Here is a 15,368-nt window from a genome sequence, read left to right on the forward strand (position 1 = left end):
TTTGAATGGCTAAGTTCATTGGCCTTATGTCAGGTACCAGCATGGACGGCGTAGACGCCGTCCTTTGCGAAATATCTGAGCATGAATGTACAACGCTAGGCGCCTATTCTCTTCCCTACCCTGAGTCACTACTGCGTGCCCTACACGCCCTTTGCGTGCCCTCAACGGACGAAGTCAACACCCTTGCCATTGCCGATAGATGGGTAGCGGAAGTCTTTGCTCAGGCGGCTTTAGGACTTCTGAATAAGTATCAGGTTTCTGCAAAGACGATTTGCGCCATTGGTTCTCATGGCCAGACCCTTCGCCATTATCCAAATAGAGACATTCAATCGGCAGTATTTAAGCCGCAAGACATGCGTGGGTTCACTTGCCAAATTGGCGATCCAAGCACCATTGCTGCACTGACGAATATTAACGTGGTGGCCGACTTTCGCCGCAAAGATATTGCCCTTGGCGGGCAGGGTGCGCCTCTAGTGCCCGCCTACCATGCTGCGGTATTTTCTGACCCTGAAAAGTATCGCGCATTAGTGAATATTGGCGGCATCGCCAATATCACGGTTTTACCTCCCTGCCAGTCAACAAAACCGCCAAAGGGCTTCGATACTGGCCCAGGTAATACCCTCATGGATCATTGGATTAAACGGCACCAAAACCTGCCCTACGATGAGCATGGCAACTGGGCGCGGCAAGGCCAGGTGCATGCTGAGCTGTTAGCACGGCTGTTGGAAGATAAGTATTTTGCACTTTCCCCCCCTAAAAGTACGGGGCGTGAGTATTTTAATCCTGCATGGCTAGCCAACTACTTGTCACAATTTAATGCACCAGCAGACAAACGACAGCATCCCCGTCAGCAAGGAGACGCAAATACGTCCCCTTCCTCTATTCCCCCTCAAGATGTGCAAGCCACTTTGCTTTCACTGACCGCACAAACTATTGCTGATGATGTTGCTCGCGAACTTAACGAGTGTGGCGCCAATGACGAGAAAAGCGACGTCGTCATTTGCGGTGGAGGCGTATTTAATCTCGCCCTTATGCAACAGTTAAAAGACCGGCTTCCAGCCTATAGAGTTGTAACCAGCGAGGCGCTTGGCATACATCCTCAACACGTTGAAGGCGCCGCCTTTGCGTGGCTAGCCTATGCGTATATTCACGATATTCCCGGTAATATTCCCGCTGTCACTGGCGCATCTGCCGCAACGGTACTGGGCGGGTTATACAAATAACTACACAGGTATAGATAAATATACCTTTAGCACAAATAATCATTGTCTGCTTCCCCTTCACTAGGCTAAACTTTATACTAAAGTCGAATCTATCATCACCTTCCAAGCAGATTCGTCACTTCAGATTAAACGCAGTGCAAATAACACAACCTGTTTGACTTGTTTAATAAACGCATGAAAAAGGAGATTTCGCGTTGTCAGGAGAAAAGAAAACCGTTCTGGTTGTAGACGATACCCCGGAAAATATCGACCTACTATCAGCTGTACTTAGCCCTTATTTTAAAGTTAAAGCTGCCATGAACGGTGCCTTAGCGATTAAGATTGCGCAGGGTAAAAACAAACCCGATATTATTCTCCTTGACGTCATGATGCCCGACCTGGACGGCTATGAAGTTTGCCGCCGCCTAAAAAAGGATGTGTCTACCGCCGCAATTCCTGTCATTTTTGTCACCGCAAAAAGTGAAATTGAAGACGAGCAAAAGGGCTTCGATTTAGGCGCTGCCGACTATATCGCCAAACCAATAAGCCCGCCCATCGTCGTGTCGAGAGTTAAAGCTCAGATTGCACTTTACGATCAGGCGCGTCACCTTGAAGCACTTGTTGCACAGCGCACAGAAGACTTGCACCACACGCGTCTTGAGATTATTCGTCGCTTAGGCAAAGCTGCAGAATACAAAGATAACGAAACCGGCATGCACGTTATTCGCATGAGTTACTTCAGCAAATTCCTCGCTGAAAAATTAGATGTGTCTGAAGAATGGATAGACCTTCTTCATAACGCTGCCCCTATGCATGATGTGGGAAAAATAGGTATTCCTGATTCAATTTTGCTAAAGCCAGGCAGGCTTGATCCACAAGAGTGGGAGATCATGCAAAAACATGCGCAGTTCGGATGCGAAATTATCGGCGATAGTGACGAACCCTTGCTAAATATGGCTAGAGAAATCGCGCTTTATCACCATGAAAAATGGGATGGAAGTGGTTACCCTCAGGGTATAAAAGGAGAGGCTATTCCGCTTTCTGCACGAATTGTAGCGATTACCGATGTATTTGATGCGCTAACGAGTGAGCGCCCCTACAAAAAAGCGTGGAGCGAAGAACGCGCAATTGCACTGATAGAATCTGAAGCTGGTAAGCATTTCGACCCTACTCTTGTTCCCCTGTTTTTAGAATGTTTAGAAGAAATTAGGGAAATACAAACACGTTTCGGCGACGAGATATTTGCAGCGCACAAATAAGGTGTTCGTCATGCCCACCGACATTCACGCGAAGAAGAGCCCATGATGCGACATTTCCCCTATCGCGCTGGCAGTGCATATATCGTAAGAGCAATGATAGCCATGCTGCTATTTTGTTGCGCTTTGCTTCCCGTGTATGGTCAACAAAAAATTGAAAGCCTTTCTCTTCACGACGGCCTACTTAACCCCCAGGTTTACGATGTCGCTAAAGACGAGCAAGGCTTTATTTGGTTTGGGACTGCCGACGGTGTAAAGCGTTACGACGGCTACACATTCACCTCGTTTCGACACGATAAAAATACCCCTTCCTCGCTGTCAAATAACAGTGTTGGCGCCATGCTCATCGACAGCAAAAATAGGTTGTGGATAGGCACCTGGGGAGGGGGACTAAACCTCTATCAACGAAAAACGCAAAACTTTAAGCACTTCTTGCAAGATGAAGAAAACCCGTCGTCATTAGGTGGGAATAAAATCCAAGCTATTTTCGAATCGCGTTCAGGGCAAATTTGGATAGGCACCAATGGTGGGGGCTTAAACCTGTTTAACGACGTCGACAATACCTTTGTTAGATTTGAACATAACCCTAATGATAAAACCTCACTCGGTCACAACCGCGTTTGGAGTATTGCCGAGGATCCTAGCAATAATATCTGGGTTGGCACCTCTGATGGGCTGTATAGAAAATCCCGTTATACCACCCAATTTGAACGTTTTGGTGATACGCCTAATGGCCTAGATCACCCAGAAGTACGAGCGATTTATATTAATAAAAAAGGGTATATGTGGATAGCGACACGCAATAGTTTTGGCCGCTTTTATCCTAAATCTAATCGCTACGCTCCCATTGAGTTCCCTGCTGGAGCCATACCTAGCGTCACTAAAATTACCCCTTACGAAGATGCGCTGCTGCTTTCTACCTTTGCCGGTATTTTTAAATTCAATACCCGCAAAGCCACTTTCGAGCCCGCGGCTGAGAATGGTGATTGGGCATTGTTAGACAACCGCGACGTCCGGCAAGTTATGGTTGAATCCTCCGGTCTGCTGTGGGCGGCCACCCGCTACTCAGGGATAAAAAAAGTGTTTCTAAACCCACCTCGCTTCCAGGGTTGGACAAATATTCTAAGCAACCAAATGTTGTCGGGGTTGTTTTCGCAAATAATTTCTATGGCGCAAAAACCCAATGGAGAAATGTGGCTGGGTACAGGAAGAAGCTTGGTTAATTTCGACGGTATATCTAAATTTACCCCACAGATGTCACAAGAAAATTTAGACAGTTTGAATCGCCTTCGTATTGATAGCATGACCTACGATAACAACGAGGGGCTATACCTAGGCACCGACTTTGGTCTTTATTATTTAGCCACCTCTTCCAGTGATTTAGAAGAAATAGCCTTAGACTGGGCTGGCGGTTTAAACAACACGGTTGAATGGGTGGCGCACGACGCCGAGGGTTGGCTATGGTTGAATTTAGCCAAGTATCGCCATGTAGTGCGCTGGAAACCTAAAACGAACGAAGTGCAGCGTTACCTAGATGAAGTTGATGCGGAGTTCACTTTTATTGACAATCAAAATAACGCTTGGGTGGGCACCCAAGGAGAAGGCTTGTTTCAAATTGACCCATCAACGCAAGGGGTTATCAACTACAACGCCAATGACGATGCTAACACCTTAAGCAGCAACCATATCAATGCGGCTATGCAGGCAATTGACGATACTATTTGGTTCGCGACTAACCGCGGCTTAGAAAAATATACGCCGTCTACAAAGTCATTTGAAACCATCAGTTTAGATATTGATGGCGTAGGGTTCGCGGTACTGTCTTTGGTGCAAGACCGTCAAGGAATGCTGTGGCTAGCCACCTCGAAAGGCATCTATCGGCTAAACCCTAATACTCAGGAATTTCAGTATTTTACCACTAACGACGGTTTACACAGCAATACTTTCCTCCCCCGCTCCGCCTTGTTAGCCTCTGATGGTTTTATTTATTTTGGCAGTATTGATGGGCTTACCGGCTTTAACCCTAATGCCGTTAGTGCCAACGACGCAATTCCCCCGCTCGCCATTACTGGCGTTGAAATAGACGGCGAAGAAGTGTTTCCCGTACCCACGTCTTTGGTACTTCCTAACGACTATAAACAATTAACCATAACGTTTGCAGCTCTCGATTACCATGCGAGTGAAGATAACCAATATCGCACCCGCCTAGTCAACTACTATGATACGTGGAGTGACATAACCGATCGCTACACAGTGTCTTATGCGCGCATGCAACCTGACACTTACCTTTTTGAAGTGATTGGCAGTAATAACCATGGTACCTGGAACCTTAAACCGCAAACCTTAACACTGATTGTACCGCCCTTATGGTATCAAACACTGTGGTTCAAAATATTAGCCCCACTTAGCCTGTTACTGCTTATCTACGCTTTTTATAAAAACCGGCTTAACAAGCATTATGCAACCGAGAAATACCTCTCTGCCCAAGTAGAGCGAAGAACGCGAGATATATTTGTACTAGGCGATGTAGGGCGCGACCTCGCTGCCACTACGGATACAGAAAACATTGCGAAACTGCTGTTTCAGCAACTCGACCAAGCCCTTGAAGCGAATAGCTTTATGGTGGGCCTATATCACCCGCAATCCCATCAAGTGAGTTTTATTTTCACCATGGTTGACGGCCAACGTAGTCAACCGACATCCGTTGATACCAATCAATCTAATGACCCTGTCGCTTGGACAATCAATTGCAAGAGAGAGTTTATTGCACAAACAACAGAACAATGGGAGCAGGCCGGATTAGCGCCTTCGCAATGCTTTAATGGTGAACACACCCAATCGGCGGTATGCCAGCCGCTAATGGCAGGAAACACCTTGCTAGGGGTAGTCGCCATCTATGCAAACGCGCCAAACGCATTTGATACATCACAAGTAAATATTTTTCGCATTGCCTCAAGCTTTGCGTCTGTTGCCATATCAAACAGTTTGTCATTTAAAGAGTTAGCTGAAGCAGAACAACGATTAGAGCTGGCTATGACGGGCGCGAATGCCGGTACCTGGGAATGGGATCCTGCCAGCGATACCTTGATTACCAACGCGGTATGGGCCTCGATGCTTGGCTATACCAAGGATGAGCTAGCGTCTCGTTATGGTGCAGATACGAATATTCTTCCGTTTTTAATTCACCCTGATGATAAAGAAAAGTGCGAACTTGGCTTAAAAAGGCACCTGAGCAACGAAACACATGATTACCGCTGCGAGTATCGTATGCAATGTGCTGATGGTGCATACAAATGGGTGCTGAGCGTAGGCCGCGCAGTCAGAGAAAACAGCGACACTCACTCCCTTAAAATGTTTGGTATTCACCTTGATGTGAATACAGCCAAAGCCATGGAGACCGCGTTAAAAGAAGCGAAAGAAAAGGCAGAAAGCGCAACACAAGCTAAGTCAGATTTTCTTTCCAATATGTCCCATGAAATTCGCACGCCCATGAATGCTATCATAGGCATGAGCCACCTTGCCTTACAAACCCAATTGAATGCAAAGCAGCAAAACTATATTGAGAAAGTGCACCGTAGCGCCGAGTTACTGCTGGGAATTATCAACGACATCCTCGACTTTTCTAAAATTGAAGCGGGTCGTTTAGAAATTGAAGAAATTCCGTTTGAGCTAGACGACGTGCTCGAAAACATGGCAAACGCCATCGCTTTTAAGGCCGATGAAAAAGGGATAGAACTTTACTTCGACATAGACAATGACGTACCCAAAACCTTTATTGGAGATCCCTTAAGACTAGGCCAAATTCTACTAAATTTAGGAAATAATGCGGTTAAGTTCTCCAACGAAGAGGGGGAGATAGTTGTCGTGGTGAAATTACGCAACGAAAACCACTCACATTGTAGCCTTGAATTTTGCGTGTCGGACAACGGCATAGGCATGACGCCGGAACAAAAAGGGAAATTATTCCAATCCTTTAGCCAAGCAGATTCCTCTATTACACGAAAATATGGCGGCACTGGGCTTGGACTCGCAATATCAAAAGATCTTGTGGGGCTAATGGGCGGAGACATTTGGGTTGAGTCTGAAATAGATAAAGGCAGTCAATTCTTCTTTACCGTTAATTTAGGCTACAGAGAATCAGAAAGAACCAATATACAACATAGCGTAAAACCACACTTAAATATCCTGGTCGTTGACGACAGTGAAACCGCCAGAGAGGTATTGCATAGCCAACTCACAAGCTTTGGCATCCAACATAAAGTGGTTAGTAGCGGTCATGAAGCCATGACTTTGTTAGAACAACAACACATACAGCCCTTTGATTTAATTCTTATGGATTGGAAAATGCCACACATGGATGGGCTCGAAACCGTGGCTCAGATTCGTCAACACGCTTCAATTTGCTATCAGCCTAAAATTATCATGGTGACTGCATTCAACAGTAACGACATGGAAGAAGAAACCAAACACCTTGATATTGAGAATACGTTAACCAAGCCTGTTACCGCGTCCACGTTATTAGAGGCCATATCACGCAGTGTCGGGGTAAATAAGGTCGCTAAGACCAGGTTAAAAAGTGCCAATGACAATACCGCCTTTGCACACATTCTTGGCGGCCTACACCTACTTCTGGTTGAAGATAACGAGATGAACCAGGAATTAGCGTGTGAATTACTTGATGCCGTAGGTGTAAAAACAACGGTGGCTGAAAATGGTGAGGTAGCACTCACGCTACTGGAAAAACACAACGTTGACGGCGTGCTAATGGACTGCCAAATGCCTGTTATGGACGGCTATTCCGCCACTCGAGAAATTCGCAAAAAAGCAAAATATCAAACGCTGCCTATTATTGCCATGACAGCGAATGTGATGGCCGACGATATCGCCAAAGTTAGCGCCTGTGGCATGAATGCCCACATTGCAAAACCCATAAACGTGAGGGTGATGTACGAAACCCTTAGCCGTATTTTAGTGCCGTCAAAGATTCATGCTATTACTGAAAATAATGACCCCGAGCACGTTGAATTCCCTGTTAATTCTATTTCTGGCGTGGATCTTCAAAAAGGGCTTTTATCCGCCAATTACAATGTTGCACTTTATCAAAAGCACCTGCTGAAATTTGCCGAAAAATATCGGTATTTTGCGCACACGCTGAAGACATCGATAGAAGAACGTCGTTACAAAGATGTTACCCGTGAAATCCATACATTGAAGGGGTTAGCGGGCAGTATTGGGGCACAAACATTATACCAAGACACAGAGATTCTGGAACGTAAGTTAAATACCAATATCCACATCGAAGCTGATGAAGCCACAGCCACCATGCTAGAGAGTTTGCAACGTGTGGTTTCATCCATTGACGCTGTCGACGCGCAGCTCACTGCGACAGAGTCCCTGCAAAACGACAGCATTGATGTTGAAACATTTACCGCAAGATTACACCAACTGCTCGACTTACTTGACGATTATGACACTGAAGCAGTAGATGTGGTGGAAGAACTCAACAGAAATGCAAAAGGCCTGTCCTGCGAAGTTATCAGTGAGCTTGAGTGCATAGCAAAAGCACTGCGGCTGTACGACTTTGAAACTGCAACTACCCACGCTAACAAGCTTCTTAACATTGTGTAGTCACAGATCCCAGGCCCCCCTTGATGGTAGTTTTTTCAAGCCCCCTCAATATTCAATTTCACACTATGAAAGATATTTTTGCACTCACCTTCACCATTGAATCAATCCAAGAAGAAGCCATTTAAGTAATCACTACATGTTAAATAAAACCGCATATAAAGGATTACAAAATGACAGACTCTGCTCTTTTTCGCCCACTGACATGGGCCGATAACAGCCTTAACAATAGAATGGTTCTTGCACCTATGACCCGAGGCCGTGCTGGCAGCGATCGCATCCCTAATAAAATAATGGGGGATCACTACGTACAGCGAGCTGATGCAGGATTAATTATTACCGAAGCCACCGCAATTTCAAAAGAAGGAATAGGTTGGGTAGATTCACCGGGGATCTACACTGACAAAATGGTTGATGGCTGGCGTTCAGTGGTTGATCGCGTCCATGAAGTGGATGGCAAAATAGTGCTTCAGCTATGGCACACAGGCAGAGCATCACACAGTGACTTCCATGACGGTGCCCTTCCCCTTTCTGCTTCTGCTATTGCTATTCAAGGGGATGAGATTCATACCCCAAAAGGTAAAAAAGCGTACGAAGTGCCAAAAGCGATGTCGTACGATGATATTCAGCGCACGGTAAATGATTATAAAAAGGCCGCCGTCAATGCGAAAGCCGCAGGCTTCGACGGTATCGAAGTGCATGCTGCCAATGGCTACCTGATCAATCAGTTTTTGGACAGTCGTAGCAACCAACGTGATGACAAATACGGCGGGAACCTTGAAAATCGCTATCGTTTTTTACACGAGATTCTCGATGCCGTGTTCGATGTATGGCCTGCGGAAAACGTAGGGGTTCGCCTTTCTCCCAATGGCGTGTTTAACGATATGGGCGCCGACGACTTCAGAGAAACCTTCACCTACGTGGCTCAGCAGTTAAATAAGCGCAAGCTGGGTTACTTGCATGTCATGGACGGCCTCGCATTTGGCTTTCATGAGCGGGGGGAGCCTATGTCACTGGCAGAGTTTAGAGCGCTTTATGATGGTTTGTTGATAGGCAATTGTGGTTACACTAAGGCAGATGCCGAACAGCGTATTAATGATGGCGATGCAGACATGATTGCGTTTGGCCGCCCTTGGATCACCAATCCAGATTTACCCACCCGATTTAAACACGACTACCCATTGGCGGCATTTGATGACCCGTCTACTTGGTACGGTGGAAGTGAAGAAGGGTATACAGATTTTCCCACCTATCGCGAGAAAACGGGTAAAGACGCGATGACTTCTCTCACCTGATGTCAGGCTTAGGAAGATTAAGTGCGCTAACCGCTTTTTCATTGGCAGTTAGCGTATCTTCAATTCGTTAAACTGGTGTTCTAATTAATTAAAGTTCGATGTTTCGCTGGCTAAAACAGCCAGCTTTTCTAAACAAGACATCCATGCATATTGATGCTGATCTGTTTCATCTTGATTGGCAAAGCCACTTTGCATGACCACCAGTCTAACCTGACCATCATTCACCGCTTCAAAATGAACATCTACCGCTGTCATCACTGAGTCTTCCAAGTTATCTTCCCATGCCCAGGAAAATGCAAGCTTCTCGTTTGCTAACACGGTCACGTATTCGCCGGTCAAGGATACTTCTGTGCCATGGGGTTCTAGCATTTTAATGCGGTAACGGCCACCTTCTTTAAAATCACTCATAACCTGGGTTACGCTGCAATCGCCTGGAGCAAACCATTCTGATAAATATTCAGGCTCGTGAAAAGCTGCGTAGATAAACGGTAAGCTTCCGTCTAATGTGACATCTATAGTAAATTGATGCATGAAAACACCCTTAGTGCTGATACAACGAAAAAATCCCGAGCCTGTGAAACTAATAGGCTCGGGTGAAGGAGAACATCTTCATTGCTTTTATCGGCATGGTTAGGAAATAACTTAACCACACATTTGTTAGACTTTTTGTTATATCGCCAACGCTAAAAACAACAACTTGAAGTCAAAAATATAACGAGATATCCCATTGCGTTAAAGGACTGTGTCGTTAATCATCGTCATAACAAGAGGAAGGATAAGTTTACCGTGGAGTATTTAAACCAATGACACGTCCCTTTTTACCCGCTTTGCCTATCACCATTTTAAGCCAAAACGCTGACGCCATACGCACAGAACTCCATACTGCTATGAAGAAAAACAGCTGTTTAAAAGCAGGGCCAGAAGTGGTGATAAGACAAGCCACAGACACCCCTTCAAAGATTAATTGTGACGCCGTTGAGGTCATGATTGCCGACCCAGATTTAGCCGCACAAATTATTCCTGACTGCACAAATTTAACCTGGTGCCAGTCTACCTGGGCTGGGAACGCGCCTTTGCTTAACGGAGGCAAAACCGACTACACCTTGACCGCACTAAGAGGGGTATTTGGGCCGCTCATGCGTGAATATGTCTTTGCTTACCTTTTGCAACATGCCAGAAACCTCGACGGATTTGCTGAACAGCAAGCCGCTACGCCCCCTCGGTGGGAATCGGCTACACGCATGCCTTTGCGTGGGCAAACACTAGGGATAATAGGCGTGGGAGATATTGGCAAAGCGTTAATGCCGGTGGCACAAAGCTTTGGAATGACAGTGATTGGTGTCTCGCGAAGTGGTAACGCGGTTAAGGGGGTTGAACGCATGTATGCCACCGCAGAACTTCACCAGTTTGCCCAACAGGCAGATCATGTGGTTAATCTCATGCCTGACACGCCGGGCACCTATGGGCGACTAAACGAAGACTTTTTTGCCTGTTTAAAGCCTCACAGCATCTTTATTAATGCAGGCCGTGGAAACGCAGTAGATGACGAAGGGCTTCTTAGCAGCCTCGACAAGCACCATCTTGCCCATGCTGTGCTAGACGTATTTACACAAGAACCTTTGCCTAGCTCACACCCTTTTTGGCGCCATCCTAAGGTAACCGTTACCGCGCACACAGCAGCAGAGTCTCGCCCTGCTGATGTGGCGAGCGTGTTTCTCGACAATGCCACACGCTTTGCTCATGGTGACACATTGCTGTACCAATGTGATTTTGCAAAAGGATATTAAGCCTGTCTGGGTCACTAATCTCGTGGGTTAGTGGCCGTAATTTCAATTCGGTCTTGGTGTTTTTCATGAAATTCCAGTAACTGAGGATAGGCTTTCATGTCGTGTAATTCTCTAAACAACACCCAGTCAATCATAGTATAAAGGCATATTTCAGGGTAACTCCAGCCACTGAAGCCACCTTGACTTAACTGCTCAGAAAGGGTGGAAAGTACTGCTTCAATCCGCTCGTTTTGTAAGCTAAAGTATAATTTGTCTTGGGTTATATCTATATCAGAGCGCTTCAATAACATCAGCTGTACAAAAGAATCGTTAGCCGCGTCGATTAGTGTCAGCTGGTTTTCTTCTTCCCAACTCAGCCCGTCATGGTCTAACTTTTCTGCTAAATAGTTGTAAATGACACGAGAGTCGAAAATCATTTCGCCATCATCTTCTAAACAAGGCACTTTTAATGTGGGGTTGCGAGACGCTAAAAGCGCTCTATCTTCACCCGAAAAAATCTGCAAATTTAAGAATTCATGCTCTGTTGAAAATAAAACAATACGAATACGGCGAACATAAGGAGAAGTGGTTGAACCATAAAGTTTCATAAAATACGTCCATAAATTGAACTAGCTTAAGAAACCAGTGTAGCCAGATAAAATGAAGATTGGGAAATGATTTTTAACAAGAAGAAGACAGGCATACGGAATAATACGATGTATGCCTAGTTTTCATTTACTGTCGCTGACTACACGCTAAAGCTAGCGCCACATCCGCATGTGGTGGTGGCATTGGGGTTTTCAACCAAAAACCGTGACCCTTCTAACCCGTCAACGTAATCCACCACACCGCCAACTAAGTATTGTAAACTCATGGGGTCGACCACGAGTGTTACGCTATCCTTTTCGATAGTCATATCGCCGTCGTTAACTTTTTCATCAAATGTGAAGCCGTATTGAAAGCCCGAACATCCACCGCCAGTCACGTACACACGCAACTTTAGGTCGGGATTCTCTTCTTCTGTCACAAGGGCTTTAACCTTCGCTGCCGCTGCATCAGAAAACTCAATTGGCAACGCTGTTTCTACAGTCATACCCACCTCTTAATAAACCGAGTGCCTATGCACTTTTGCTTGAGCGCAATTATCTAATACTTGCGTACTGCTAGCAACTATTGGGGCAAAACTTAACGAATCAAGCTTAGTTTACGACATCAGCCAATACATTAACCCAGCTCCTACCATACTCCCTAGCATGAGCGCAGCAATTAACAGCGTCCACATGGGGGCAAATCGTACTTCTGTTTCAGCCTGAGAGCCTTGTGGCGGAATAACCTTTAAGTCAGCTTGTTCAATATTAAACACGGCGCACATCGCCATGACTGTTTCGGTCGACGCATTACCGGTCTTTTCAACCCGTTGCACTGTTCTTAAACTCACTGAACATAGGTCAGCGAACGCTTGTTGTGTCCATTGGTACTGCTGCCTAAGCGCTTTTACCCGAGACGCGTTAACTTCCACAATAAGCCCCTCCTAGGCTGGGGCAAACTGCATAAATAAGGCTAGCGCGGCACCACCTATCAGCAAGCCAAAGAGAAAGCCCACTCCAATAATCTTAATAAACGATTTAGCAGAGTCAAAAGCCGCCTTTTCCTGCTTGGCAATTAGCCTGTTGTTTTTGAAAAGACTGCATTCAAGTCGCCCGGTAAGAATATTGTCCATTTCAAAGGTCACCCTGTAGGCCTGCTCTGCGTGGGTAAAAGTGTGGCTACTTTTAACCTTGAACATTTCACGCTTATCCGAAACGGGATTATCATTGACGTATACCGTTTCCCGACCAGACCACATAGAACCATTGACGGCAATGTCTACGCCTTCATCGTTGAAGTAAAACCAATATCCCTCTCTAATACCAGATGTTGCCATTTTCGTTTTTTCGTTGCTTGTCGTATTTGTTGAGTGTGCCATAGTTTTTCCTTTTTCACCTCATCATCTTATTTATTCCCGTTGGCTAATTCATCGCCTCCACGGCCATTCCAACGCCTTTCACCTCACAGATTGCAGCAGACGCTTATTGAGATTGTGCGCTTGCCGCCAAACCGAGTGCCAAGGAATTTAAGCAAGACTTTGATGAGTACCGTGACGACAAACCACCGTCAGTGCTATAGTTTGGCGGTGTCACGTTTGATGACGCCCCTTATGACATCTTATGACACTACCTATTTTCAAAGAAGATTCGAGTTAGCGAGCGCTTACATACAAAAACCAGGCACCGTATTAATAATTGAAGACTACGCGAACCAACGTGAGGATTTTATGGAAGAACACGCCAAGTTATCTGCACCACCTCAGTTAGAGGAAACATTTCCCCCCTCACAATTTGAGCAAAAAGATGACTACAAGCGTGCTCTCAAAGAATGGCAACAAGCCCTTTTTCACGTTCAGCAAGCCTACTACCACCAAAACAAAAGGGCGCTGATTATTTTTGAAGGCTGGGATGCAGCGGGAAAAGGAGGGGCAATTCGCCGGGTAACGGAGCAGTTAGATCCTAGAGGGGTGCAAGTCTACCCTATCGCGAAGCCCACTTCCGAGGAAATGAATAAGCATTTTCTCTATCGTTTCTGGATGAAGATCCCCTCACCTGGCACATTTGCAATTTTAGATCGCTCCCATTATGGAAGGGTATTGGTTGAACGTATCGATAACCTTGCAACACAAAATGAATGGCAACGTGCTTACCACGAAATCAACGAGTTTGAAAAAACGTTAAGCGACGATGCGGTGCGTATAGTGAAAGTATTTATGCATATTTCAAAGGAAGAACAGCGACGTCGTTTTGAGGAGCGATTAAATAACCCTTATAAGCGCTGGAAGCTGACCAAAGAAGATTTGCATAATAGGGCGAAACGAGAGGAATATATTACCGCCATTAATCAAATGCTGGCTAAAACGCACACCCGCTTCGCACCATGGAAAGTGATAAATGGGGAGCATAAGTGGCAAGCACGGGTAGATACGTTAAAGTACATCACCTCAAAACTAAGTGAAGGGGTAGACATAGCACCGCCGCCATTAGATGCGTCTTTAATCAAAATGGCCGCCTCTCAATTAGATATTGATGAAACAGCCATTCGCTAACAGTGATTAACTGTCAGGCAGCGTCACATTAAGTTCTAACACGCTACAGTCGTCATTGTTATCAAGCTGTACTGAGACCTGGTCGTCAGCAATGGTGACGTATTTACGGATAACCTGAATGATTTCCTGTTGCATCATAGGAAGATAGTCTGGTTCCGTTCGCTTTTTACGCTCATGAGCGACAATGATTTGGAGTCGCTCTTTGGCCACTGCTGCGGTGCTTGGCTTTTGCTTCTTTTTGAGCAAATCGAAAATACCCATTACTTCCCTCCTAATAGACGCTTGAAGAATCCTTTTTTCTCAGCTTCAAGGAAACGATGTTCTACCGTTTCGCCTAATAGACGTTTAACTGCATCTGCATAGGCTTGACCAGCATTGGCTTCTTCATCAAGAATAACAGGTTGCCCTTGGTTCGAGGCTTTTAACACAGACTCGGATTCAGGGATAACCCCAAGTAAAGGTATCGCCAATATTTCCTCAACATCAGCCACACTTAGCATCTCTGCGCTTTCAACCCGAGTAGGATTATAACGGGTTAATAATAGATGCTCTTTCACCGCTTTGCCTTGTTCAGCGCGCATAGACTTGCTTTGCAAAATACCTAAAATACGATCTGAGTCCCTCACTGAGGAAACTTCTGGGTTAGTCACAACAATGGCTTCATCAGCAAAATAAAGTGCCATTTGTGCGCCCTGCTCGATACCTGCTGGGGAATCACAAATAATAAAATCGAAGTCTTCTTTTAGTTCGTCAAGCACCGCTTGAACACCATCGATGGTAAGCGCGTCTTTATCACGGGTTTGTGAAGCGGGTAAAATAAAGAGGTTGTCGGTTCGCTTATCTTTTATTAATGCTTGTTTTAGCGAAGCTTCTTTATTAATCACATTCACGAAGTCGTACACTACGCGACGTTCGCAGCCCATGATAAGATCTAGGTTTCTTAGACCAACATCAAAATCAATGACAACCGTTTTATGACCGCTAAGTGCAAGCCCAGTACTGATTGCTGCACTTGATGTGGTTTTACCCACACCTCCCTTTCCTGATGTCACTACAATTATTTTAGCCATTATTTATTCCTCGACGGC

General features: G+C 45.5%; 13 protein-coding genes. 6 read left to right on the forward strand and 7 right to left on the reverse strand.

Going from position 1 to position 15,368, the window contains the following annotated elements:
- Positions 1 to 5 precede the first annotated feature (5 nt).
- The 4 genes from EP13_RS14780 to EP13_RS14795 all read left to right on the forward strand — a co-directional run bounded on the left by EP13_RS14780 (position 6) and on the right by EP13_RS14795 (position 9,378).
- Positions 6 to 1,223 carry an anhydro-N-acetylmuramic acid kinase gene (locus tag EP13_RS14780; protein ID WP_044057957.1) on the forward strand — a complete coding sequence of 406 codons (1,218 nt, stop codon included), beginning with the start codon at positions 6 to 8 and terminating at the stop codon, positions 1,221 to 1,223.
- 194 nt (positions 1,224 to 1,417) lie between these two features.
- Positions 1,418 to 2,461, forward strand: a complete 1,044-nt coding sequence (locus tag EP13_RS14785) for a response regulator (RefSeq protein ID WP_044057958.1) — start codon at positions 1,418 to 1,420, stop codon at positions 2,459 to 2,461.
- Between the two features lie 42 nt (positions 2,462 to 2,503).
- Positions 2,504 to 8,086: a response regulator gene (locus EP13_RS18940; RefSeq protein WP_081869515.1), complete on the forward strand. Its 5,583-nt coding sequence runs from the start codon at positions 2,504 to 2,506 to the stop codon at positions 8,084 to 8,086.
- A 170-nt stretch (positions 8,087 to 8,256) separates the two neighbouring features.
- On the forward strand, positions 8,257 to 9,378 hold the full coding sequence (locus tag EP13_RS14795) for an alkene reductase (RefSeq protein WP_044057959.1): 1,122 nt from the start codon (positions 8,257 to 8,259) through the stop codon (positions 9,376 to 9,378).
- 84 nt (positions 9,379 to 9,462) lie between these two features.
- On the opposite strand, the gene EP13_RS14800 is transcribed toward EP13_RS14795, so the two are convergent.
- Positions 9,463 to 9,909 (reverse strand): SRPBCC family protein, encoded by a 447-nt coding sequence (locus EP13_RS14800; protein ID WP_044057960.1) that lies wholly within the window; start codon positions 9,907 to 9,909, stop codon positions 9,463 to 9,465.
- A 272-nt stretch (positions 9,910 to 10,181) separates the two neighbouring features.
- On the opposite strand from EP13_RS14800, the gene EP13_RS14805 reads away from it, so the two are divergent.
- Entirely contained in the window at positions 10,182 to 11,165 is a 984-nt protein-coding gene (locus EP13_RS14805; RefSeq protein ID WP_044057961.1) for a D-2-hydroxyacid dehydrogenase, read from the forward strand.
- Positions 11,166 to 11,179: 14 nt separating this feature from the next.
- Here the strand turns inward: EP13_RS14805 and EP13_RS14810 are convergent, their stop codons facing one another.
- The 4 genes from EP13_RS14810 to EP13_RS14825 all read right to left on the reverse strand — a co-directional run bounded on the left by EP13_RS14810 (position 11,180) and on the right by EP13_RS14825 (position 13,110).
- Positions 11,180 to 11,752: a glutathione S-transferase family protein gene (locus EP13_RS14810; protein WP_044057962.1), complete on the reverse strand. Its 573-nt coding sequence runs from the start codon at positions 11,750 to 11,752 to the stop codon at positions 11,180 to 11,182.
- A 140-nt stretch (positions 11,753 to 11,892) separates the two neighbouring features.
- Positions 11,893 to 12,237, reverse strand: coding sequence for an iron-sulfur cluster insertion protein ErpA (erpA, locus tag EP13_RS14815; RefSeq protein WP_044057963.1), 345 nt, complete (start codon positions 12,235 to 12,237; stop codon positions 11,893 to 11,895).
- Between the two features lie 111 nt (positions 12,238 to 12,348).
- Positions 12,349 to 12,663 (reverse strand): helix-turn-helix transcriptional regulator, encoded by a 315-nt coding sequence (locus EP13_RS14820; RefSeq protein ID WP_044057964.1) that lies wholly within the window; start codon positions 12,661 to 12,663, stop codon positions 12,349 to 12,351.
- Positions 12,664 to 12,675: 12 nt separating this feature from the next.
- Entirely contained in the window at positions 12,676 to 13,110 is a 435-nt protein-coding gene (locus tag EP13_RS14825) for a hypothetical protein (protein ID WP_052364438.1), read from the reverse strand.
- A gap of 348 nt (positions 13,111 to 13,458) precedes the next feature.
- Between EP13_RS14825 and EP13_RS14830 the strand changes: the two genes are divergently transcribed.
- On the forward strand, positions 13,459 to 14,280 hold the full coding sequence (locus EP13_RS14830) for a polyphosphate kinase 2 family protein (RefSeq protein WP_044059039.1): 822 nt from the start codon (positions 13,459 to 13,461) through the stop codon (positions 14,278 to 14,280).
- A 6-nt stretch (positions 14,281 to 14,286) separates the two neighbouring features.
- Here the strand turns inward: EP13_RS14830 and minE are convergent, their stop codons facing one another.
- A complete protein-coding gene (gene minE, locus EP13_RS14835) occupies positions 14,287 to 14,541 on the reverse strand; it encodes a cell division topological specificity factor MinE (RefSeq protein ID WP_044057965.1) in 255 nt (84 codons plus the stop codon).
- Entirely contained in the window at positions 14,541 to 15,350 is an 810-nt protein-coding gene (gene minD, locus EP13_RS14840; protein WP_044057966.1) for a septum site-determining protein MinD, read from the reverse strand. Before minD ends, minE begins: the two co-directional genes overlap by 1 nt.
- Between the last annotated feature and the right edge of the window lie 18 nt (positions 15,351 to 15,368).

The organism is Alteromonas australica, assembly GCF_000730385.1.
Classification (GTDB): Bacteria; Pseudomonadota; Gammaproteobacteria; order Enterobacterales; family Alteromonadaceae; genus Alteromonas; species Alteromonas australica.